Origin of the sequence: Chryseobacterium gleum, assembly GCF_900636535.1 — a bacterium.
GTDB classification, from domain to species: Bacteria; Bacteroidota; Bacteroidia; order Flavobacteriales; family Weeksellaceae; genus Chryseobacterium; species Chryseobacterium gleum.
This window is the reverse complement of sequence record NZ_LR134289.1, coordinates 125,031-147,051: the sequence shown is the minus strand read 5'-3', so window position 1 is coordinate 147,051 and position 22,021 is coordinate 125,031. Positions and strand designations below refer to the sequence as shown.

Genomic DNA, 22,021 nt, shown 5'->3' with positions numbered 1-22,021 from the left:
TCATTTAACCTTCTCTTATAGCAGGTTCATATTTTCCTTTGGGGGCTGCATAACGATAAACAAAATACCAGGTGATCAGGATCTGAAAGAGTATAACTGTAGGCAGAATAAACGGATAATCTACAAAAGGTTTCAATGTATCACCTTTTGCCAGCATCATCGGCAGATCAATGATATTAAATATAATGATGACCCAAAGTAATACTTTGCTTCCCTTAAAATACCACCAGCAAAATATTCCATAAGCCAGTTCAATGATAAAATTAAGGATCGGATAATCAAGAATTCCAAGCCCTAAGACCGGTTTGGCAGAGAATGGAGATAACTGAATATCCTTTTCATGAAATATTATATCAATAATAACATGGGACAAAACACCAATAGCAAATGCTATAGCAAGCTTTCTGTTTTTATACCCCCAGTTAATAACACAGAACGAAAGTATCGCTGCCACAATTCCCGAAAAAACAGAATGTGAATAAGGCAGAAAGTCTAGATGTACCTTACCCCCGGAAATTGAGAAGTGTTCCCAGCTAAAGTAATTAAAAAATACCCAACATACTTCCAAAAGCTGTACGGAGATCAATAGTGGAAGTAATGGCAGTCTGGGTGCATTTTTCTTTATCAGCAAAGCTGTTGCGGCATGATTTATTGCATACATAATAGAATGATTTATGGATACAAAGATGCCACAGCTATTTTACATAGGCTTGTATGATCTGGCTATTCTTCAATAAAAGAGAAGGAGCCTGCCCGAACATTCTTTTAAATGTACGGTTGAAGTGTGGAGCATCGGAGAAACCAGCTTCAAGAGCAGAATCTGTCATATTATTACCTTCTAAAAGATGCTGTACTGCCACTAAAAGTTTTGCCCACAGCATATACTTCCTGATAGGAATACCCACCTGTTCTGTAAACAGATGAATGAGTCTTCCCGGAGAAAGAAAAATCAAAGCTGATAAGTCTTCAATCTTTAACGGCTCATTCCATTTTTGTTTAAGGATTTCCAGAAGTTTTATAATCCTTTCATCCATACTATCATTTCCTTCTGTACTGGAAAGTTCACGGAGAAACCGTAGTGCCCGGTTAAAAACAGACTCTGCAGATTCATTATCAGAAAGCAGCGGAATTATATCTTTTAATAATTCTTTTACAATACCTTCTGGCAGAACTGCTATTTTTTGACTAGTCAGAAACATGTTTTTAAGGCCATTGCCTATTTTGCTTTCAGGATCAATATTGATCAATAGAAATGCATTGTTTCCTGTTCTGCATTCATGTGGCACATCTGAACTGATAATAACTGATCTGTTCTTAATAACCGATCCGGATGAAATCACTTCTATTTCATCATCCATGCTTATAGCAATCTGTATGGCATGATGATCATGAACAGCAGTATCAACAGCACTGCCTATATAGATAAAGCAACCGGTAGAAAAAAACAGCAGCGGATGTGTCATATCATATTCTATATCTCAAAGATATTTAAATTATTCAGACAAATAAGGAGATACAAATTATTATTTTGAAGAATAAGAAGGTCATTACATCCACTTTATTTCATTATTTTAATAATTTGATTTACAAACAATTAAATACAAATTTCAGGAATTAATATATTTTTTATTGTTATACAAATTTAATATCGTAATATTGCAATATAAAAATAAAACAATGGGCGTTACTAAAACAGAAATTTACACAGAAGAACAAAATAAGCTGGCTTCTTTGCTTAAAGTTTTGGGGCATCCGGCAAGAATCGCTATTTTACAGTATATCATCAACCAAAAAGCCTGCATCTGTAATGATCTTGTTGAAGAACTAGGATTGGCACAGGCTACTATTTCCCAGCATTTAAAAGAATTAAAGAATATTGGAATCATCAAAGGTTCTATTGAAGGGAAGTCTGTATGTTACTGTATTAATGAAAGCAACTGGAAGCAGTTTCAGAATGAGTTCAACCTGTTTTTTAATCAGGATGTTACTATAAAACAATGCTGTTAAGGCATTTTTTTTGAATTAACGCATCGTAATATTGCAATATATCATTATAAAATTACTACACTAAATTTTAATCTGCTATGAGACTATCAGAAATCAAAGAAATTCTGCCGGCATTGGAAAATGTTGAATTTCAATTAGAAAACGGAAATTTTGTCCCTGAACATTTCCACGTAACAGAAGTGGGTCAGATCATAAAAAATTTCATTGATTGCGGAGGGGTAATCAGAAATGAAAAAGTTGTCAACTTTCAGCTATGGAATGCTGATGATTATGAACACCGTCTGAAACCGGGAAAACTCCTTCATATCATTCAGCTTTCTGAAGAAAAACTAGGAATAGAAGACTCAGAAATTGAAGTTGAATACCAGGGAGAAACCATCGGCAAATATGATTTGGAATTTAATGGAAAAAACTTTGTACTGAAAAGTAAAACAACAGCCTGTCTTGCTCAGGAAGCCTGCGGAATTCCATCCGAAAAACAAAAGAAAAACCTGTCTGAACTATCTGTAAATCCAACATCGGCCTGCACTCCGGGATCGGGATGCTGCTAATTAATTTTATTAAAATATTATGTATCAGGAATTATTAAATACGATTCAATCTCTGAAATGGGAAAAAACAGATATTGACAGAAAAGAGGTTCTGGAGCCACTGATCAGCTTTATTCAGCAAAAAGTAGATGACAGAAAGGAAGTCAACCTGAATTTTATCTGCACCCACAATTCCCGCCGCAGCCATCTGGCACAGATCTGGGCACAGACAGCTGCTTCTTTCTTTACGATTCCGGAAGTTCATTGCTATTCCGGAGGAACGGAAACTACGGCATTATTCCCTAAGATTGCAAAAGTTTTAGCAGAACAGGGCTTTTCACTTTTCAGAATTACTAATACAACCAACCCTGTATATGCTGTAAAATATGATAATAACAGCCTTCCGATAATTGGTTTTTCAAAGAAATACGACAACCTGTTCAATCCTGTATCTGCCTTTGCTGCCATCATGACCTGCTCACAGGCAGATGACGGATGTCCTTTTATTCCCGGTGCGGAAAAAAGAATCCCCATTACATTTGAAGATCCGAAAATTTCAGACAACACTCCAGATCAAACAGCGGTCTATATTGAAAGAAGCTTACAGATTGCAGAGGAGATGTTCTATGTTTTTTCTAAAATCAAAAAATAATCATGCAGCCCCAATTAAAATTTCTTGATCGCTATCTTACCCTATGGATCTTTCTGGCAATGGGTGCAGGAATTGCTTTAGGGCATTTCTTTCCTGATATTCCTGACATGATTCAATCGCAGTCAATAGGAACAACCAATATTCCATTGGCAATTGGCCTTATCCTCATGATGTATCCGCCATTGGCCAAGGTTGATTACTCTCTCCTTCCGCTGGCATTGAAAGATAAAAAAGTAATCGGTATTTCTTTATTGCTCAACTGGGTCATCGGACCAGTCCTCATGTTCTCTCTTGCCATTCTTTTTTTAAGAGATGAACCGGATTATATGGCAGGGCTTATATTAATTGGGCTGGCGAGATGTATTGCAATGGTGCTTGTGTGGAACGACCTGGCCAAAGGAAATAGAGAATATGCGGCTTTGCTGGTTGCATTAAACAGTATTTTCCAGGTGTTCACCTATAGCTTTATGGTATGGCTGTTCATGAATGTTCTTCCCCGTCAGTTAGGCTTAACCGCTTTTACCATAAATATTTCTATAAAAGATATTAGCGAAAGTGTATTGATCTACCTGGGAATACCGTTTCTGGCAGGCTTCATGAGCCGTTATATTCTGGTAAAAACAAAAGGAATCATATGGTTCAATAGAAAATTTGTTCCTGCAATCTCTCCTGTTACCCTTTATGCCCTGCTATTTACGATCATACTGATGTTTAGTCTTAAAGGAAATAAAATACTTGAATTACCGCTGGATGTAGCAAAAGTAGCAATACCTATGATCATCTATTTTGTACTGATGTTTTTTGTAAGCTTTTTTATCAACAGGTCTTTACATATTCCGTATGATAAAAATGCATCCATTGCCTTTACTGCAACAGGGAACAATTTTGAACTGGCTATTGCGGTTGCTATTTCCGTCTTCGGTATCCATTCGCCACAGGCTTTTGTGGGAGTAATTGGGCCGTTGGTAGAGGTTCCGGTTTTGATATTGCTTGTAAAAGCCTGCTTATTCATGAAAAAGAAATGGTACTCTTAATTTATTACAATAAAAAAGCTTCACTATTATGGTGAAGCTTTCATATATATTGATATTAATTTTTGACCATTCTGTAATTTCCGCTGACTTCATCTTTTTGTATTGAATAGCCATCTGCCAGTTCAAGGATCCAGCCGTCTCCGGATATTTTTTTATTTTCTGTTTTCATTGGATTTGATATGGAAATTTTATCCCAGTTCGGGCTCATTAAAGCTCCGTTTTCAACGGTCAGAATTCCCCATAAATCAGTCACCCGGATGTTGGGATATACCGTTCCTTTATCTTCTATTGGTACGATATTTCTTGGATCAAAGGAGACATTCATTTTTTCAAATTTGATTTCAAAATGCGGTTGTTGAATGAATTTCACCTTATATTCCGCAATAAGTTTTTTTGTTCGTTCTTCTCTTCCTGTTTCCTCTTCTACAATTGCTTTACCATTATAGCGGTCAGACAGGTTTCCAATCGTCTTTTCAAAATCAGACGGAATTATTACATTAAATGCTTTAATGAAATAAACCGTAAGGTCTGTTTTTCCATCAATCTTTTTATTCCAGTCTTTATCTTTATTGTATAGCAAGTAGCCATAAACAGGCGTTGTATGATAAGCAAATGAACGAACAAACGTTGGATTTTTCATAAAATCATTTATTCCATTCAAAAGAGATGATCTTGTCTCTTCATTATTTCTTCCGCTCATGATAAGACCGGTGAACTCAGCAATACCTTCATTCAGTTCCAACAGGTTTTCTGCAGTTTCTGAATCTTTATAAAGTGTATTCCTGTATTTTCTAAAAGTCAGTGCACTGGTCAGATGCTGCTTCATTTCTTTTTGTGAGGTTGAGCGGATTGCCTGCTTCAATGCTTCCAGTTCAAGACGCAGATATATCCTGCCTTCTTTCTGGTCAAGGTGATTATTCTCCACATTACTGAGCGTAAATCCCGATGAAGGCTGGATTCTGTGAAATGATTCATGGGCCAGAAGGTTAATCCTGCTTTCTTTATTCTGAGAAAGAGGCAGCATGACCATCGCCCATCTTTTTCCGCCCCAGTTGACCGCTGTATTCGCAATATTGACAGAAGCAGGCAAAGCACCGGAATAAACCTTACCCTTCTGCTTCAGAATTCCCTCCGAATCAGGCTCGTTGGCAAAAAATTCTCTGGTTTCAGGGTCAATTAAAATAACAGGACCATATAAATCTTTGTTCCAAAGTCCGATATTCTTTTTTGAAACTGTTTTTAGCTCATCAAAAAAAACAGAAATTGTATCTGGGGAAATGGATTGCTTTTGTGCTTTTACACCCCATACAAACAAGAAAAAGAAAGCTGTAAGAAAAGTCTGCTTCATGGTCAGATTCTTTGTGGTTTTATCATTAAATATTAAAAAAGTACCTATTAAATACTTTTGGAATTGCCAATATAATGAATTTCAATCAAGGGTAAAAACCATTGCATTCTACATTATTTCATATGCCCTTTCTGAGTAAGGAATTTTCTGATACTACAAATATTCAAATAACCATACAATAAAAAAACCTGCAGATAGCAGGTTTTTTGCAACAGATCGGAAAAAATCTAAAATTCAAAAAGGTCCGGAATTGTTTTTAATAAAAACAGAGGGTTGTTTTCACTAAAATTCCTTCTCTTTAAATAGGAATATGACGTGTGTTCTTAGAATCGAATCAGTAAAATAATACTTTCAGGATCATTATAATTTATTTACAACCCCAGTTTCTTTTTGATGGCTTCCATTTCAGTTTCCAGCTTTTTAATCTTAGCTTTTTGCAGTTCTATTTCAGCCTGCTGCTCCTGAATAGCTTTTGTAAGTGCAGGAACAAGTGAGGCATAATCAACAGCCCAGGCTTCTTTTGTGTCATCTTTTGGTTTATAAACTGCTTCAGGAACTACTTTATAAAGATCCTGAGCCAGGAATCCGATTTTATGCTGTGTTTTCTGGCCTGGATCTACAGCCGGTTTTCCATTTTTGATCTGATTATTGGCAGACAGCTCATATTGCTTCGGCTGTAATGCCATAATAGTACTGAGGCCATACCCTATTTCTTTAACCTGGGTTTTCAGACGCATATCTGAAGTATTGACAAAACCTCCTGCGGCACTTACCAGTCCGTTACCGTCAATAGTCACCTTAGTACTGCCGTTGTAGCTGTATTTGAATCCTTCTGCACCAAGATAGATCTGGGTAACGGAACCATTCAGGGTATTATATCCGCTCAGATCAAGATGCCCTTTTGTAGCGGCAACTTTATTTCCACCAACACCTCCTGTTTCCGGCCTGTTCATATTGATATCTCCATTGCCATCGATGTCAAGCATACTATTAGTACCATTAGCATAATAATATTTAAAACCGGTAGTGCCAAGTGTTACCTGAGAAAACGCAGCACTGTTACTATTCCCTTTTAAAGTAAGAAGACCGTTGTAAGCATTCACTGCATTCCCGGCAGCGCCAAAGGCTGTAATATCTCCATTTCCATTAAAGTTAAGCTTCCTGTCACCATTATAAAGATAATCACCACCGTTCAGCTGGCTTAGTCTGAACTGCGCCACATTATTATTCCCGGCCATTGTTAAAGGACCTCCAACGCTATTGATTGTTGATGCATTGGCACCACCGTCTGTAGTTTTTGTAGAAGAGTTCAGGAACATGTTCAGAGAACTGCCTGTATTATTGGTAAACTGCAAAAGTGCCGCAGCATTGGTTCCTGGATTGCTGTTACTGATTGCTGTAAGTCCGAAGCCATCAACATTACTTCTGAAATATAAAGCCTTATCTGCATAATCAATTGCTGTATTCTGCAAAAGTGTACCACCAAGCCTCACATCATTACCTACAGTGCTAAGTCCGTTACTTGCTGTTAGATTAGTTGTCACTGCAGAATTGTTTCCGGAAGTTTCCCATGTGGAAGCCGCTCCTGTAAGACCGGTACTGATCAGCTGCAAACTCTGGTTAGGACTTACCACAACACTGGCATTACCATTAATGGTTTCTGTACCTGCAGGGTTTACTGTAACGGTAAAAGCTGTGTTATTCTTGATGGTGTACATACGGCCTTTGAAATTACCAGTACCTGCTACCGCAGCCGGCAATGTAAAGACAGCATTGGCTGTTCCATTATATGAGATATGAAAATCTCCGGCGGTCATGGCATAAGTGGCGGCAGTTACTGCACTGTACTTTGCGGCCAGAGAGCCATTAACATCAAGAGTGGAGCCAGGCTGGGCTGTGTTGATTCCCACACTTTGTGCTGACATAATGCTATATGAAAGCAAAGCTGCCGCTACTGATAATGTAGTAAAGTTTTTAAACATTCTTATATAATTATGAGTTTTTAATGAGGTTAAGAAATCGTATGAAAACTGTTATAGATTTGGTTTGTGATCCGGATCGGTCAGAATATGTTTCACACATTGCCGGGCTTTGTCAACAAAATGAAATCGGTATAACCACTTTCTGAAAGATTGAAATGAATAAAATCATGATCATATTTTTTCATTGTCCCGTTTTTATTTACTACAAAGCTAAATTTTCCGTCGTCTTTTCCGGAAAAACACCTGTAAGAAAATTGCCACCCTGATGTGGAAAAATTATTACAAATTAAATAGAGAATAAATCATTATAATTTTGTATGCAAGATCTGAATCTCAGATTATATCCATTCCTGATTTATTGATAATATTGTAGAAACACTGCTGACCGAAGGCTTTTTCCCGAAAATAGATTACCTTTATACGGAATGAAATTTTTATTATAATGAAGTTAGAATTATATCAGATAGATTCTTTCACAGAAGATATCTTTCATGGAAATCCTGCCTGTGTCGTCCCACTGAAAAACTGGTTACCCGATGAATTACTTTTAAAAATAGCCCGCGAAAATGCTGTAGCGGAAACTGCTTTCTTTATTGATAACGGGAATAGTACCATTCAGCTGAGATGGTTTACTCCGGAAGTAGAGATGGATTTGTGCGGGCATGCTACGCTTGCCACTGCGCATTGTCTGATTTCTGTTTTAAATTATCCGAACGATACTATAATTTTTGATACCAAAAGCGGTAACTTAACAGTACATGTAAAAGAGGGAATTTACTATATGGACTTCCCTTCCAGAATGCCTGAGCCGGCTTCACTTCCGGATATTATAATGAGGTCTCTGAATATTCAGCCTAAGGAAGTCTTCCAATCAAGAGATTATGTGCTGGTATACGATTCTGAGGAAGATATAAAAAATATTAAAATTGAAAGGTCTGTTTTCGATCTTATCAACCTGGATCCGGGTGGTGTTGTGGTAACATCCAAAGGAACCGATTGTGATTTTGTGTCCAGATACTTTACCCCACAGTCAACCATTCTGGAAGACCCTGTAACCGGCTCTGCACACTGTTCGCTCATCCCGTTCTGGGCAGCAAAACTGGGAAAAGATAAACTTTTTGCCCGACAGCTGTCTGAAAGAGGCGGCCAGCTCTTTTGTGAAAACAACAATGAAAGAGTGATTGTGGCAGGAAAGGCCAAAACTTATTCAGCGGGGCACTTTTGGATTGAATAATAAAAAGCAGAATCATTTTGTCTGTAAAACAACAGCGCCCAGATACACATAAAGCCTTGGACATCCGATCCAGGGCTTTTTAGCTGATTTTACCGGCAATCTTTTTAAGCTGCAATTTATTGAGTTAGTTTTACAGATATCCAAACAGACTGTTTCCGGAAACATTGTTATATTTGAACACTATTAATAACCATCCGCTAATTAAAAAATGAAAATTTTCATCACTCTGTTTCTGTTGATCTCCGGAATTTTGCTTTCTCAAAATCAAAGGTTTGTTTACGAATATTCATTTAAGATGGATACATTAAACAAGGATAAAGTAGAAAAGGAAATCATGAATCTTGATATCACCAAAGAAGGTTCCTATTTCTACAGTGAATTGCTGATTACACGTGACTCTCTTGTGAATGCTGAAGTTGAAAAAGGAAAGGCTTCAAATTCCGTTACCATTGATTTTAGGAAGATCAGACATCCGAAAGTCAATTTCAGGATTTCCAAAACATATCCTGATCTGACAGCAGTATATCACACTTCACTTAATGCCAGCAATGTTGCAGTAAAAGAACTGAATAAAATGAATTGGACAGTTCTTCCTGAAACAAAGAATATCGAAAGTTTTAAAGCTCAGAAAGCCACCATGTATTTCGGCGGAAGAAACTGGACTGCTTGGTTCACGAATGATATCCAGATACAGGACGGGCCTTATAAATTTTGTGGTTTGCCAGGTCTGATCCTGCAGATTGAAGATGAAGAGGCTACCCATATTTTTAAATTGCTTGGAAGTATGAAGCTTAACAACGGGTTTTCAATTATAGACTCTAAAACCGCAGAAATACATCTGACAAAGGAAAAATTCAATAAGCTTTGGAATGAGTACATACAGGATCCTGCCAAAAATATCAAACTCATGCACAGCTCTTCCGGAATGTCTGAAACAATATTATTTGATTCAAATACCGGAAGTCCTCTGAGTAAACAGGAGTTAATAAGGAACAAAGAAACACGTGCAAAAGAGTTTCTGAAACGATTTAATAATTTTATAGAAAAGGATTTGTATAAATAATTCCGGTATTCAATTTTTCTCCACCAAATATCAGGAATTCCTTTGGTAATTTTATGTAGAATTTCATCCTCAATCAAATACACGAAGGAAGAAATAAATACCACATTTCGCGTAATGGCAAAAAAATTGTAATCATTTGATCAAATAGATATCATATGAACAATACAGTAAAATTAGCACTAGCCTTAGCTGCAGGAAGTTCTTTGCTTTATCTGGGCCTGCGAAAAAAGAACAAAAAGGAAAAGTTATATCTTGCTCCCGACGGAAACACTTATAAAGAGGATCAGATTTACCGTACATATGACAACAAACTTTATAAGAACGGTAAAGCGTTTCATTATAATGTTCCGGAATTACATGATGACCTTAAAGCCACTCATATGAATTATGAAAAAGTAGTTAACAGTACTCATCTTAACTACAAAGCTGATCAGAAAAATCCGGTCTACCATCACAAAGGTTTAAGGCATCAATAGAGTTTAGCCATCAATACCATCACACACTACACTAACCACAAAAAAATAATATTATGAGAAATTTATTATGGCTTGTTGCAGTAATCTGCATCGCCGTATGGCTTTTAGGAATGCTCGGTATAATTCCGGGTATGGATACAGGAAATTTAATTCATACGCTTTTGGTGATTGCCATCATCGTCGTTGTGATTAATCTTTTTACAGGGAGAAAACCTCTTAATTAAGATAGATTAGTTATTGTTCTGAATAATGATAAAGATCTTATTTCAATACTTAACTCAAAGTCCGGAAATTTCCGGACTTTTTCTTTTTATCTCTGTTAAGAATTTAAATACAATGATTCGTTTTTCTGATATTTTAAGATTTTTTTAAGTACCACATCTTGCCAGATATCGTATTTAAGGCACAGCGCTTGTAAAGTTAATACTACCATTTTAAAAAATATACAATATGAACAACGAAAAAACAGTGTCAGTATTAAACGATTTACTGAACATTACAAATGACAGAATTCAAGGATTTTCTAAAGTTGAGGATAAGGTATGGGAACAATATCCTCTGTTGCGTGCAGATTATGACAAAATGGTGTCACAATCCTATACCATGAAAAATCAGCTTACAGATCTTATTACAGAAAGAGGTGGTACACCGGATCAGTCTGGTTCTGCAGCAGGAGCCATCCACAGAGCCTGGATTGATGTGAAAAATTCCTTTGCAGGAGATACTGCAGATGCAACACTAGGAAATGTTGTGTATGGTGAAAATGCTGCTATTGATGCTTATCAGGATGCCTTAGACAGTGGTGATCTATGCCCGGAAAGTTCCCGTGTAGTGCTAGATCAGCTTCACCAGCTGAAAGCTTCCCATGATAAATTTGAAAATCTTGAGGATTTAAAGAAATAAAATTATACCCGCATCTGAAAGCGGAGTTTCTTACAGTGGCTATCAGCGGTTTTTATAGGAGGTTGAGCCACTTCTTTATCAACAAAAAAATAAAATTATGTCAAAAAAGATTGCAATACTGGCCACTCATGGCTTTGAAGAGAGCGAGCTGAGCTCTCCTAAAGAATATCTGGAGCAACAAGGATGGACTGCACACATTGTAAGTCCTGAAAACGGAAGCATTAAAGCCTGGGCAGAAAAAGACTGGGGTAAAGAATATCCTGTAGATAAGAATTTAGATCAGGTACAAGCTTCAGATTATGATGCATTAATGCTGCCGGGAGGCGTTATTAATCCAGATCAGTTACGAACCAATGAAAAGGCAATTTCTTTCGTAAAAGAGTTTTTTGCCCAGCATAAACCTGTAGGCGCCATCTGCCATGGACCTCAGGTTCTCATCAATGCCGGCGTTGTTGAAGGCAGAAACTTAACGTCTGTTCACTCTATCAGCCAGGATTTGAAAAATGCAGGAGCCCATTGGGAAGATCGTGAAGTGGTTGTAGATTCCGGACTTGTTACAAGCCGTACTCCCAAAGATCTCCCTGCTTTCAACTCGAAGCTTGTAGAAGAAATTAATGAGGGAAAGCACTAAATTTATGTGACAATATATCATAAAAATGTAAAATAAGAAGGATGCTGTAACAGCATCCTTCTTATTTTTTTCATATCGGGATTTACCGGATTTTTTTTAACAGACCCCAGTCTCAATGAAAGGAAGCCCGGAATTCCAAGGGTGACATCTCTGTTTTTGTCTTAAACAGTTTGCTGAAAGACTGTGAATGTTCAAATCCTAACTCATAAGCAATTTCGCTGACGGATAAACTGGTGGTAGAAAGCTTTTCTTTGGCTTTGCTGATGAGTTTATCATGGATATGGTGCTGTGTACTCTGCCCGGTTAATGTTTTGAGTAATCCGCTCAGATATTTTGGTGAAACATGTAAGGTTTCGGCAATATATTGAACCGTCGGCAATCCCTTTATCATTAAATCATCACTGTCAAAATAGTCCTTAAGCAGATTTTCCAGACGGCCCAGAATCTGATGGTTAGCCTTCTCTCTTGTTATGAACTGGCGGTTATAAAACCTTTCGGAATAATTAAGCAGGCTTTCAATCTGTGAAATGATAATCTGCTTGCTGAACCGGTCTATATTCGTATGATATTCCTGTTCAATATTCTCAATGATGCCGTTTAGTGTTTTTTGTTCCTTTTCAGAAAGAAACAGCGCTTCATTGACGGAGTAATCAAAATAATCATACCGTTTAATTGTTTTGGCAAGCGGTGTGTTCCATAAAAAATCTGGGTGAATAAGTAACATCCAGCCCGAACGTTCTTCAACAGAAGCAGGGTCAGACTGTATCCTGAAAACCTGATTGGGTTCTATAAACGCCATCACTCCTTCATCAAAATCAAACTCCTGCTGTCCGTAGTACATTTTCCCGCCAATTCCCCTTTTCTGGGAAATCATGTAGAAATCCAGCACGATACTAACTTCACTGATATCCGAAGGTCTTTTGATCGCCGAATAATCAACCACACTGATCAGAGGATGCTCGGGCTTTGGCAGGCCTCGCAGCAGGTGAAATTCACTAATGGTTTTTATCCTTTGGATCTGCCGTTTTTCCATCGTTCAAAATTAAAACTGATTGTTAGAGCATTTGTATTACCAGGCTAACTCGTTTCCGTTCCTGTCAAAAAACTTACCTGATGGTACTTCTTGTAAAGTTACAAATTTTACAATGATACCTGCGGCCTGCTCAGGAGTTTGAGTGCCCTGATATTGGTTAAGATTTGATGCCGTATAACCGGGTTCCACACTTATTATTTTAAAATCTGTTTCCCGGAATTCTTTTGAAAGAAGGACGGTAAAGGCATTGAGCGCTGTTTTGGAGGCACTGTACGCATCATACATCCGGAGATTGGGATTCGGAGATTCGCTTTGAATGGAAAGGGAACCCAAAGGACTCGACACATTGATTATTCTTGGATCGTCCGATTTTTTTAACAGATCAATGAAAGATCGGGTTGTCTGTACAGCTCCGAAAAAATTGGTTTCAAAGACATTCCGGAGATTGCTCATACTTCCACCGGACATATTCTGCGGCTGTTCACCTGCAATTCCGGCATTGTTAATCAACACATCCAGCTGCTGTTCTTTGGATTCCAGGATCTGTCTCGCAGATTGTATGGAATGAATATCCGTAACATCTATTTCAATGCATTCTACATTCTGAAAACCTGCCCTGTTCAGTTTTTCCTGTGCTTCCGTTCCATTTGAACGGTTACGGCTTCCGAGATAAACATAATGGCCGAGCGCAGCCAGCTGTCTGGCAGTTTCAAAACCAATCCCCTGATTGGCACCTGTTATCAGTATCTTTTTCATTTTAATCTTAAAATTTACGTTTATTTTAATGTTTTGCGTCGGTCTTTTAAAAATAATGCTGCTGCATATCTTCCAGCAGTCCGATATGTACAGGTTTCCAGCCCAGCATTTCCTGTGTTTTGAAGTTACTCACCGGGCAATCCATTGTAATAAAGTGGCTCATCCACTCAAAATGCTTCTGAAGTTCTTCGCCGGAAACAGAGATTACCGGCAGATTTAGCATTTCGCCGATAACTTCAGCTATTGCTTTTATCCCAATGCTATGCTCTTCTACCACATTGTACCGCGCTCCTTTATGTCCTTTTTCCAAAGCTAAACGGAAAGCCTTTGCAGCATCCAAACGATGTACTCCTATCCAGCGGTTTTTTCCGGCATCCGGATAAGCTGAAACTCCGTTCTTGCGTGCCTGATGAATTATGAAAGGAATGAAACCTTCATCACCTTTATCATGAACCGAAGGGGCGAGCCTGATTACTGAGGCATTCACTCCTTTTTCAGCCAAAGCCAATGCTGAAGCTTCAGATGACCTGAGTGAATTTTCCACAATGCTGTCTTCGGTTATAAAGCCATTAATGGGAGGCAAACCCAGCATTCCTGAAGTTACCACAATGGCTTTATCTGTGCCCATAAGCGTTTCTCCCATTGCATGGATGGCATTTTTGTCTGTTGCTGCTGCCTCAGAGAATGTAGTTGCCCCACCCTTCATAAAATCATGGTTGAAACCACAGTGAATGATACCATCCGTATCAGCAGCGGCTTGTTTCAGGATCTCAAGATCTTCAAGACTGCCTTTTACTACTTCAGCGCCCAGATTATGAATGATTTCTGCCGATTTTTCTGACCGCGCCAGACCTACCACATGATGTCCGGCACCAATTAATTCTTTTACAACTGCAGAGCCGTTAAAGCCCGATGCTCCTGTTACAAATAATTTCATTGTATTACTATTTTGTTGAAGCAAAGTTGCAATGATTTGATAAGCGGGATGTAGCCAAAAGTTAGTTTGTTGTAGCCAAAAGAGAAGACGTATGAAAAATGTTTTAATTAAAAAGCATCAGACCGAGCTTTAACTTTGGAAAGTCTTTAGCTGTATAAAAGAAAAAAGCTGTAAACATTGATGTTTACAGCTTTTTTGTATGTTTTGGTTTCTAACCTTGCGGAGAGTGAGGGATTCGAACCCCCGGACCTGTTACAGTCAACAGTTTTCAAGACTGCCGCAATCGACCACTCTGCCAACTCTCCCTAAACTCCGGCTATACCGTTGTTTTCAGTGGTGCAAATATAGAACGATTTTTAGTTTCTGCAAAACTTTTCCCACACAAATTTTAACAAAACTTAATAATAGACTAGAAATCAAGGGAATTATTTTTCACTCTTTCGCTAAAGTTTCAATATAAAAATCTAAAACACCCATGTTTTGGGGAATCCCATCATAGAAAGGCTTTTGTATGACAAAACTTACAGCCATATTTACAAACACACCACATTTTTCACTACATTTGTAAAAACACAGGTATTCTATGACAATGGAAAAACTAAGAACTTTAAGAAAGCAGAAAGGTTATACTCAGCAGCAGATTGCTGATCTTCTTGCCACCGATGTCTCCAACTACAGCAGAAAAGAAAATGGAGACGTTAAAATATTTGATGACGAATGGGAGAAACTGGCTAAAGTTTTAGATGTTTCTGTAGAAGATATCAAAGAGGATAAAGAACCTAATGTTGTACAGAAAAATGAAAACATAACATTTAATGATACTAGTTCATTTCATCAGTCTGGCATCTATAATTGTAACGTTCCAAATTATCTTTTAGAAAACCAACAGGAATACATTAATCTTCTGAAAGAGCAGATTAAAGCTTTAAAAGAAGAAAATGAAAAACTGAAAAAAGGATAATCACTTTTATATAAGAACAAAACGGCTTCTACTGGAAGCCGTTTTTATTTTGTACCTGTAAAATTCTATTCCCGATCAACAATGGAAATAAAACTGTTTTTTAAAAGGTCAGACGGGTATACAAACTGATCTCCATCTTCACCTTTTACCACAATAGCAGCCTGTTCATCGTTAAGGCATTTGTCCAGCTGGGTTTTCAGGTCGTTCAGTGATCCGTTGGGAACCTGAATAATGTAAGTTCCGGTGACATGTGTGATTTTGATGATTTTTCTTTCCATATTCTTTTTTGATTAGGGAGGCTAAATGTAAGAATTTAACTTGACACCACAGGAATGATTGCTTACCCGCAACGTTTGTTATTCTGAAGAATTTAAACTGCTATTTTATCATCACTTATGATAAGAATACTTTTTGGCCTGGATTCCTACGAAATGATAAGCAGAACGCTTTATCTATGCACACACTTTGTCATTCTGCAGGAATCTAAGCTTTATTAAAATATTTTAGATTCCACGCTTTATCTGCTTTCGCTCTGAATGATAAGCTTTATGGATAGTTAATTGCAGGTTCCCAATCAAAGCCCTTTCCGTCCTCTACTCTCCTGCCGGTTCAAACAATTCGATTTTGTTTCCTTCCGGATCCAGGATGTGTACAAATTTTCCATATTCGTACGTAGCAATCTCATCCAGAACCGTAACCCCTTCTTTTTTTAATTCTTCTACCAGCGTTTCAATATTCTCTACATGATAATTGATCATAAATTCTTTGGCAGAAGGCTCAAAGTACTGGGTAGATTCTTTAAAAGGACTCCACAGTGTATATCCTTTCTTGCCGGATGCTTCGTCTTTCCAGTCAAATTTGGCTCCGTACGGGCTGGTGGGCAATCCCAGGTGGGTTTTATACCATTCATTTATTTGTTCAGGATCTTTACACTTAAAGAAGATTCCTCCGATAGCGGTTACTCTTTTCATTTTTTATAAGTTTTTCATTTTAGATATAATGCAAAGCAGAGACGTTTGCAGTTTCACAAATATATTAATGTTTTCATTAGATATTTGATTATGTATTTTTTTATTGGAAACGCAAAGGCGCAAGTGATGCTAAAAGACTTTTTATAAGGCGCAAAGATTTTATCTCCGATAAAATTATGTACTGTATAATTTTTATGCTGGAAATCTTCAATTTTCCTGCGTCTTACAACAAAGCATAAGACTTAAAAATTTGCGCCTTTGCGATTATCCAACAAGAAAAGTCATATATATGGAAAATGAAAAAGCGCACCCTGCGGGTACGCTTTGTATTGTATAAACTGAATAGTATTAGTGTAATTCAGCTAAATATTTCTCTGCATCCATAGCAGCCATACATCCGCTTCCTGCAGCAGTAATAGCCTGTCTGTAGATATGATCCTGAACATCTCCTGCAGCAAATACACCCGGAAGATTTGTTCTTGAAGAACCTTTTTCTGTTAAGATATATCCGTTTTCATCAAGATCTACCTGTCCAACGAAAATATCAGTATTCGGTTTGTGACCGATCGCAATGAAGATTCCTTCAACATCTACAGTAGATTTCTCCTGAGTCTGGTTATTGATGATTACCGCCCTTTCTACAAGGCTGTTTTCTCCCTCAATCCCGATTAGCTCATGGTGGAATTTCACTTCAATATTCGGAGTATTTTCTACTCTGTGAATCATTGCTTTTGAAGCTCTGAAAACGTCTTTTCTTACCAGCATAGTTACCTTTTTACAAAGTTTGGCAAGGTAAGTAGCCTCTTCAGCTGCTGTATCTCCCGCTCCTACTACCACAACGTCTTTACCTCTGTAGAAGAATCCGTCACATGTAGCACAGGCAGAAACTCCGCCTCCTGCATATTTTTTTTCATCTTCAAGACCTAAATATTTTGCTGTAGCTCCTGTAGAGATAATAACTGTTTTTGCAAGAATTTCTTTGTTTCCTGCGTATAGCTTGTGAACACCGCCTTTTTCCTTAGAGAATTCAGCTTTGGTGATCATTTCGTAATGAACTTTGGTATCAAATCTTTCTGCCTGTTTCTGCAGATCCATCATCATTTCAGGACCTGTAATCCCGGCTGGATACCCTGGAAAGTTATCCACTTCAGTAGTGGTTGTTAATTGTCCGCCCGGCTCCAAACCTGTATACAATTCAGGTTTTAAGTCTGCTCTTGCTGCATAGATAGCAGCTGTGAAACCAGAAGGTCCAGATCCAACGATCACACAATCTAAAATGTTTTGCTCCATAATTTGCTTTGTTCGAAAAGATTTAATTTGAATTAAGACCGCTAATTTCGGAATTTTTAATTTCTTTTTAAAGTTATTTTAATGATACTTGTCAATATCTGATATGTTGAATTTCGATGGTTGCTGTTGGGGGATTCGGGTTCCGGGGTTCGGGATGCGAGTTATTTTAAAACCTTTTTACCCTCGAATCTCGAAACTCGTACTGCGCTACCTCGTATCTCGCTTCACACTTTCATCTTAATCTTATCTACATTGATGATCTTATACACCAGTTCTCTGATCAGCTCAGCATCTCCCATATTCACTGCTCCAAGTCCTTTTCCTTTCATATCAAATTCTCTTAAAATAGAGATGACCCGGGTAGCATGTTTCAAAGGATAAAGCCTTGCACTTTCCGCGTAGTCTTTAATAAAATAAGGATTTACGCCCATCTGTGAAGCAATAGCCTGCGGAGACTGTCCGGCCATAGTCTGATAAATAATAACGTTCGAAAAATAATTGTAAAGGCTTGCCAGCATCATGACAAAGGGATTATTCTTCGGGTTCTTTCCCATAAAATGGGCAATTTTAAAAGCTGCATTGGCATTTTTGGTTCCTAAAGCCTTCTGAAGTTCAAAGATATTGTACTCTTTACTGATCCCGATATGATTTTCAACAATGGTTCCGTCAAGAATTTCTCCTTCTTTAAGGATCATCTTCAGCTTGTTCAGTTCATTGGCAATTCTGGACAGGTCGTTTCCAAGATATTCTGCCAGAAGATGGGAAATATTGGGAGCGGTATTGATCTTAAGCTTTGCACATTCATCCGAAATCCATTTGGGAAGATTGCTTTCCTTTACAGATTCGCTCAGGAAAAGTGCTTTAGCTTTATCTAATGCTTTTGCTGCTTTTTTCCTGCTGTCCAATTTTTTGTGCTTATGTGCGAAAACCAATACTGTTGAAGGTACCGGGTTCTCTACATACGATTCCAGAATTCTGTTTTCCTCTTCGTTAAACCGTAAATCCTGAGCTTCTTTTACAATAATCACCTGCTTGTCTCCCATCATCGGAAACTGTCTTGCCAGGGAAAGAACTTCCTGGTAAGTCGTATCTTTTCCGTAGGTAACGGTTTGGTTGAAGGCTTTTTCATCCTCTTCCAAAAAGTTGTGTTCAAGGGCTTTTACAGCAACATCAATAAAGTAGGCTTCTTCTCCGTGGAAAAAATAAATAGGTAAAACTTCTTTATTTTTAATATTTTTGAGGATTAAATCTAATTCTTTCATCTTATTAATGGAACTTCCAAAACTGAATTTTCAGGAAACTTTTGATTTTAAATTCAAGAAAGACAAAGATAAGTTTTTTATTTATGATTTGGTCCGCAAAACTTATCTTCTGCTCACTCCTGAGGAATGGGTCAGACAGCATTGGATTCATTATTACCTGACTGTAAAATCTTATTCTACTTCTGCCCTGATCACGGAAAAAAAGATTATCCTGAATGGTCTTACCAAACGCATTGACCTTCTTATCACTGAGAAAACTGAACCTGTAATCCTGATCGAATGCAAAGCTCCGCAAATCAAATTAACGGAAAAAACATTTGAGCAAACCGCCAGATACAATTCAATTATAGGAGCAAAGGAAATTATTTTAACAAACGGTTTACAGCACATCAATGCCTATTATGAAAATGAGCAATACCAGTTTTACAGACCTGAGTAAAGCTTACAACATCAGATAATTTCTGAAATGATTTAAATAATATTCTATTAATATTCTTTCTGAGTTATTTTTATTAATTTCGATAAGGTTTTCTTTAAACACTAATATCACAAATTACTACACAAATTACAATTGTTATTTGTTGTATTTGTGAAAAAGGATTAGTGTAGTTTGTATTAAAATAAATTACAAAATATGATACGTTCCATCTTATTAACCGCAATGATTATGGCTTCAGGAACCCTTTTCAGTCAGAAACTTAAATCTGTTTCCTATCAGGACGGTTCACAGAAATTAAATGGTCTCATTACCTCCAATGCCGGAAAAAAGCTTCCGGGAGTTTTGATCCTTCCAGCCTGGAAAGGTATTGATGAAGAGGCTAAAACAGCCGCTATTGAACTCGAAAAGCAAGGTTATATTGCTTTCATCGCTGATATTTATGGTGAGGGAAAGATTCCTGCAGACAATGAATCTGCTGCAAAAACTTCAGGATATTACAAACAGAATTATCAGGAATATCAGAAAAGAATATCTCTGGCATTAGAACAGCTTAAGAAAAACGGGGCTGTTTCTGACAAGATTGCTGTAATCGGATATTGCTTCGGAGGTACAGGAGCATTGGAATCTGCAAGAGGCCATCTTCCTGTAGCGGGTGTGGTGTCTATCCACGGAAGCCTGGCAAAGGATCAGACCAGAAAAAATGAAGCTTTAACGGCTAAAATTCTTGTTGAAAACCCGGCAGATGATAAAAGCGTTACGCCTGATGATTACAATAACCTCATCAAAGAAATGAATGATGGAAACGCCGACTGGCAAATCATCACCTATGCGCACTCCAAACATACCTTTACAGATCCGAAATCACCGGATTACAATGCAACAATGGCTAAAAGAGCATGGAATCATACTCTGATGTTTTTGAAAGAGATTTTGAAATAAACATAAAAAGGCAAATTCATAAACTGATTTGCCTTTATTTTTTACCTAAATCAATTATGGTTTAGCTTCCAGCTCAACATCATATTTTTTTGGAGAATACTTGGTCAGTGATCCTGTTGCAGCATCAATTCCAACACCTATTGCTCCTCCAAGAATAATATTCAATAAAGTTACAGCATTAAAATTTTTCGTAAGTTTTACTTCTTTCTTCGCAAATCCTTCTTTTTCGAATGTAACGGTCTGCTTACTCAGAGATCTTGGGATCTTAACTGTACAAGGTGTGGTACATTTTTCAATTCCTTTGTGAAATACTTTTGCCCCTTCAGGATTGGAAGAAAAAGTTATCGGATCCCGGGTTCCTGTAAAAATGGTTGCACAAGAAGTGGTAGAAAGTGCAATACTGAGTGAAAGCACAATTGATAATTTGTTTTTCATGATTACTTAGTTCATTTTTCTAAGTCCGCGAACTTACGAAATAATTCAAAAATCAGAACTATCAATGGAGGCAAATATTTCAAAAAAGATAGTATTGACGGACGTTTTCATTGCCTGCAAAATGAAATCTGATTTCAAAACACTCAATAACATGGAGTTACTTGTATTTTAAAAATCAGCATAAAAAAAGCAAATCTGTTATTGTACAAATTTGCTCTTTTTACATTTATTATCATGTTTGCTAATCCACTCCTTCCTCTTCCCTGTGCACCAGTTCCATAGAAAATGCAGGAAGACAGATCGCAAGATACTCACAAGGTTCTGAAAACGGGTTACTGTAACGGATTCTTGCTCCTTTTTCAATAAGGATACTCTGACCTTTTTCCAGTGTAACAATCTCACCATCGATTTCAAACTGCTTTTTCCCGGAAATGATATAGGTAAATTCATCAAACTCGGGAGTCTGATGCGGCTCACTCCAGTCAGGAGGTGCTACCATATGAGCAATGGAAACATTGGAATTTCCCGTAGAATTTCCCCAGTGTTCTTCGATAAGCTTTCCATCTGTTGTGGGAACGATAAATGGAGATTGCTGAATTTTATATTTTTTCATATCCAGTCTTCTTTTTTGATTTCATAAACAAAATTAGTCCTTGTGGGTTCTGCAAAATAAGCCACTTCTTCCTCAGCAATTTTCTTCCCTCCAAGTTTTTCCATAGCCTTTTGAGAACGGAAATTCTCTTTTCCGACATGGAAATGAACTTTATCTACAAACTGAAAGATATAATCCAGCATCAGTTTCTTAACCTGCGGATTAATGCCTTTTCCCCATGACTTTGTCCCATAGAAAGTATAGCCTATGAAAATATGATTGTCTTTTTCATCAAAATCATAATAACGGCTGCTTCCCAATACATCTCCGGTCGCTTTTTCAATAATTTTGAAAGCTCCTTTACTCTCCATAGCTCCTCTGAAAAAGTTTTCAAAAACCTCTTTTTTGTAACGGTCCTTATTCGGATGCTGTTCCCAAACTTCAGGTTCGGAAGCTACTTTATATAAAGATTCAAAATCCCCTTGCTGTAAGGGGATTAATTGAAATTCTTCATTCTCTAAAACGGGCTGAACAGAAAAATTCATT

Annotated in this window: 27 protein-coding genes and 1 tRNA gene; 13 read left to right on the top strand and 15 right to left on the bottom strand. The window is 37.5% G+C overall.

Annotation, left to right across the window (positions count from 1 at the left end; all coding sequences use genetic code 11):
* Positions 1-4: 4 nt before the first annotated feature.
* Together EL165_RS00660 and EL165_RS00655 are read right to left on the bottom strand one after the other, a co-directional pair.
* Positions 5-661 carry a hypothetical protein gene (locus tag EL165_RS00660; RefSeq protein ID WP_002980223.1) on the bottom strand — a complete coding sequence of 219 codons (657 nt, stop codon included), beginning with the start codon at positions 659-661 and terminating at the stop codon, positions 5-7.
* A 34-nt stretch (positions 662-695) separates the two neighbouring features.
* On the bottom strand, positions 696-1,463 hold the full coding sequence (locus EL165_RS00655; RefSeq protein WP_002980224.1) for a helix-turn-helix transcriptional regulator: 768 nt from the start codon (positions 1,461-1,463) through the stop codon (positions 696-698).
* Positions 1,464-1,677: 214 nt separating this feature from the next.
* Between EL165_RS00655 and EL165_RS00650 the strand changes: the two genes are divergently transcribed.
* The 4 genes from EL165_RS00650 (at position 1,678) to arsB (ending at position 4,223) form a co-directional block, all read left to right on the top strand.
* Positions 1,678-2,007 (top strand): ArsR/SmtB family transcription factor, encoded by a 330-nt coding sequence (locus EL165_RS00650; protein ID WP_002980225.1) that lies wholly within the window; start codon positions 1,678-1,680, stop codon positions 2,005-2,007.
* 77 nt (positions 2,008-2,084) lie between these two features.
* Complete coding sequence (locus EL165_RS00645; RefSeq protein WP_002980226.1) at positions 2,085-2,558, top strand: DUF6428 family protein; 474 nt, start codon at positions 2,085-2,087, stop codon at positions 2,556-2,558.
* Between the two features lie 19 nt (positions 2,559-2,577).
* Complete coding sequence (locus tag EL165_RS00640) at positions 2,578-3,189, top strand: arsenate-mycothiol transferase ArsC (protein WP_002980227.1); 612 nt, start codon at positions 2,578-2,580, stop codon at positions 3,187-3,189.
* A 2-nt stretch (positions 3,190-3,191) separates the two neighbouring features.
* Positions 3,192-4,223, top strand: coding sequence for an ACR3 family arsenite efflux transporter (arsB, locus tag EL165_RS00635; protein ID WP_002980228.1), 1,032 nt, complete (start codon positions 3,192-3,194; stop codon positions 4,221-4,223).
* 55 nt (positions 4,224-4,278) lie between these two features.
* Here the strand turns inward: arsB and EL165_RS00630 are convergent, their stop codons facing one another.
* Both EL165_RS00630 and EL165_RS00625 read right to left on the bottom strand, forming a co-directional pair.
* Positions 4,279-5,571, bottom strand: coding sequence for a hypothetical protein (locus tag EL165_RS00630; RefSeq protein ID WP_002980229.1), 1,293 nt, complete (start codon positions 5,569-5,571; stop codon positions 4,279-4,281).
* Positions 5,572-5,942: 371 nt separating this feature from the next.
* Entirely contained in the window at positions 5,943-7,553 is a 1,611-nt protein-coding gene (locus EL165_RS00625; RefSeq protein WP_002980231.1) for a tail fiber domain-containing protein, read from the bottom strand.
* A gap of 442 nt (positions 7,554-7,995) precedes the next feature.
* On the opposite strand from EL165_RS00625, the gene EL165_RS00620 reads away from it, so the two are divergent.
* From EL165_RS00620 to EL165_RS00595, 6 genes are all read left to right on the top strand, one after another.
* Positions 7,996-8,787: a PhzF family phenazine biosynthesis protein gene (locus EL165_RS00620; protein ID WP_002980232.1), complete on the top strand. Its 792-nt coding sequence runs from the start codon at positions 7,996-7,998 to the stop codon at positions 8,785-8,787.
* Positions 8,788-8,995: 208 nt separating this feature from the next.
* The gene (locus EL165_RS00615) at positions 8,996-9,850 is read left to right on the top strand and encodes a GLPGLI family protein (protein ID WP_002980233.1); all 855 of its coding nucleotides are present in this window, start codon (positions 8,996-8,998) and stop codon (positions 9,848-9,850) included.
* A gap of 155 nt (positions 9,851-10,005) precedes the next feature.
* Positions 10,006-10,326, top strand: coding sequence for a hypothetical protein (locus EL165_RS00610; protein ID WP_002980234.1), 321 nt, complete (start codon positions 10,006-10,008; stop codon positions 10,324-10,326).
* 53 nt (positions 10,327-10,379) lie between these two features.
* Positions 10,380-10,550 carry a lmo0937 family membrane protein gene (locus EL165_RS00605; protein ID WP_002980235.1) on the top strand — a complete coding sequence of 57 codons (171 nt, stop codon included), beginning with the start codon at positions 10,380-10,382 and terminating at the stop codon, positions 10,548-10,550.
* A gap of 226 nt (positions 10,551-10,776) precedes the next feature.
* Positions 10,777-11,229, top strand: a complete 453-nt coding sequence (locus EL165_RS00600) for a PA2169 family four-helix-bundle protein (protein WP_002980237.1) — start codon at positions 10,777-10,779, stop codon at positions 11,227-11,229.
* Positions 11,230-11,326: 97 nt separating this feature from the next.
* Entirely contained in the window at positions 11,327-11,860 is a 534-nt protein-coding gene (locus EL165_RS00595; RefSeq protein ID WP_002980238.1) for a type 1 glutamine amidotransferase domain-containing protein, read from the top strand.
* A 112-nt stretch (positions 11,861-11,972) separates the two neighbouring features.
* On the opposite strand, the gene EL165_RS00590 is transcribed toward EL165_RS00595, so the two are convergent.
* The 4 genes from EL165_RS00590 to EL165_RS00575 all read right to left on the bottom strand — a co-directional run bounded on the left by EL165_RS00590 (position 11,973) and on the right by EL165_RS00575 (position 14,891).
* Positions 11,973-12,893 (bottom strand): helix-turn-helix domain-containing protein, encoded by a 921-nt coding sequence (locus EL165_RS00590; RefSeq protein ID WP_002980239.1) that lies wholly within the window; start codon positions 12,891-12,893, stop codon positions 11,973-11,975.
* Between the two features lie 36 nt (positions 12,894-12,929).
* Entirely contained in the window at positions 12,930-13,649 is a 720-nt protein-coding gene (locus EL165_RS00585; protein WP_002980240.1) for an SDR family NAD(P)-dependent oxidoreductase, read from the bottom strand.
* 46 nt (positions 13,650-13,695) lie between these two features.
* On the bottom strand, positions 13,696-14,586 hold the full coding sequence (locus tag EL165_RS00580; protein ID WP_002980241.1) for an SDR family oxidoreductase: 891 nt from the start codon (positions 14,584-14,586) through the stop codon (positions 13,696-13,698).
* Positions 14,587-14,806: 220 nt separating this feature from the next.
* A tRNA-Ser gene (locus tag EL165_RS00575) sits at positions 14,807-14,891 on the bottom strand.
* Positions 14,892-15,169: 278 nt separating this feature from the next.
* Between EL165_RS00575 and EL165_RS00570 the strand changes: the two genes are divergently transcribed.
* A complete protein-coding gene (locus EL165_RS00570) occupies positions 15,170-15,547 on the top strand; it encodes a helix-turn-helix domain-containing protein (RefSeq protein ID WP_002980243.1) in 378 nt (125 codons plus the stop codon).
* 65 nt (positions 15,548-15,612) lie between these two features.
* Here EL165_RS00570 and EL165_RS00565 read toward each other — a convergent pair whose 3' ends face one another.
* The 4 genes from EL165_RS00565 to holA all read right to left on the bottom strand — a co-directional run bounded on the left by EL165_RS00565 (position 15,613) and on the right by holA (position 19,070).
* A complete protein-coding gene (locus tag EL165_RS00565) occupies positions 15,613-15,825 on the bottom strand; it encodes a hypothetical protein (RefSeq protein WP_002980244.1) in 213 nt (70 codons plus the stop codon).
* Between the two features lie 315 nt (positions 15,826-16,140).
* The gene (locus EL165_RS00560; RefSeq protein ID WP_002980246.1) at positions 16,141-16,518 is read right to left on the bottom strand and encodes a VOC family protein; all 378 of its coding nucleotides are present in this window, start codon (positions 16,516-16,518) and stop codon (positions 16,141-16,143) included.
* A 348-nt stretch (positions 16,519-16,866) separates the two neighbouring features.
* Positions 16,867-17,808 carry a thioredoxin-disulfide reductase gene (trxB, locus tag EL165_RS00555; protein ID WP_002980248.1) on the bottom strand — a complete coding sequence of 314 codons (942 nt, stop codon included), beginning with the start codon at positions 17,806-17,808 and terminating at the stop codon, positions 16,867-16,869.
* 224 nt (positions 17,809-18,032) lie between these two features.
* Positions 18,033-19,070 (bottom strand): DNA polymerase III subunit delta, encoded by a 1,038-nt coding sequence (holA, locus tag EL165_RS00550; protein WP_002980250.1) that lies wholly within the window; start codon positions 19,068-19,070, stop codon positions 18,033-18,035.
* Positions 19,071-19,077: 7 nt separating this feature from the next.
* On the opposite strand from holA, the gene EL165_RS00545 reads away from it, so the two are divergent.
* Complete coding sequence (locus tag EL165_RS00545; protein WP_002980252.1) at positions 19,078-19,509, top strand: type I restriction enzyme HsdR N-terminal domain-containing protein; 432 nt, start codon at positions 19,078-19,080, stop codon at positions 19,507-19,509.
* Positions 19,510-19,704: 195 nt separating this feature from the next.
* The gene (locus EL165_RS00540) at positions 19,705-20,448 is read left to right on the top strand and encodes a dienelactone hydrolase family protein (protein WP_002980254.1); all 744 of its coding nucleotides are present in this window, start codon (positions 19,705-19,707) and stop codon (positions 20,446-20,448) included.
* A gap of 54 nt (positions 20,449-20,502) precedes the next feature.
* Here the strand turns inward: EL165_RS00540 and EL165_RS00535 are convergent, their stop codons facing one another.
* The 3 genes from EL165_RS00535 to EL165_RS00525 all read right to left on the bottom strand — a co-directional run bounded on the left by EL165_RS00535 (position 20,503) and on the right by EL165_RS00525 (position 22,020).
* Positions 20,503-20,883 carry a PEGA domain-containing protein gene (locus tag EL165_RS00535; protein ID WP_002980256.1) on the bottom strand — a complete coding sequence of 127 codons (381 nt, stop codon included), beginning with the start codon at positions 20,881-20,883 and terminating at the stop codon, positions 20,503-20,505.
* Between the two features lie 241 nt (positions 20,884-21,124).
* Complete coding sequence (locus tag EL165_RS00530) at positions 21,125-21,496, bottom strand: cupin domain-containing protein (RefSeq protein ID WP_002980258.1); 372 nt, start codon at positions 21,494-21,496, stop codon at positions 21,125-21,127.
* A complete protein-coding gene (locus EL165_RS00525) occupies positions 21,493-22,020 on the bottom strand; it encodes a GNAT family N-acetyltransferase (RefSeq protein ID WP_002980260.1) in 528 nt (175 codons plus the stop codon). Before EL165_RS00525 ends, EL165_RS00530 begins: the two co-directional genes overlap by 4 nt.
* Position 22,021 lies beyond the last annotated feature (1 nt).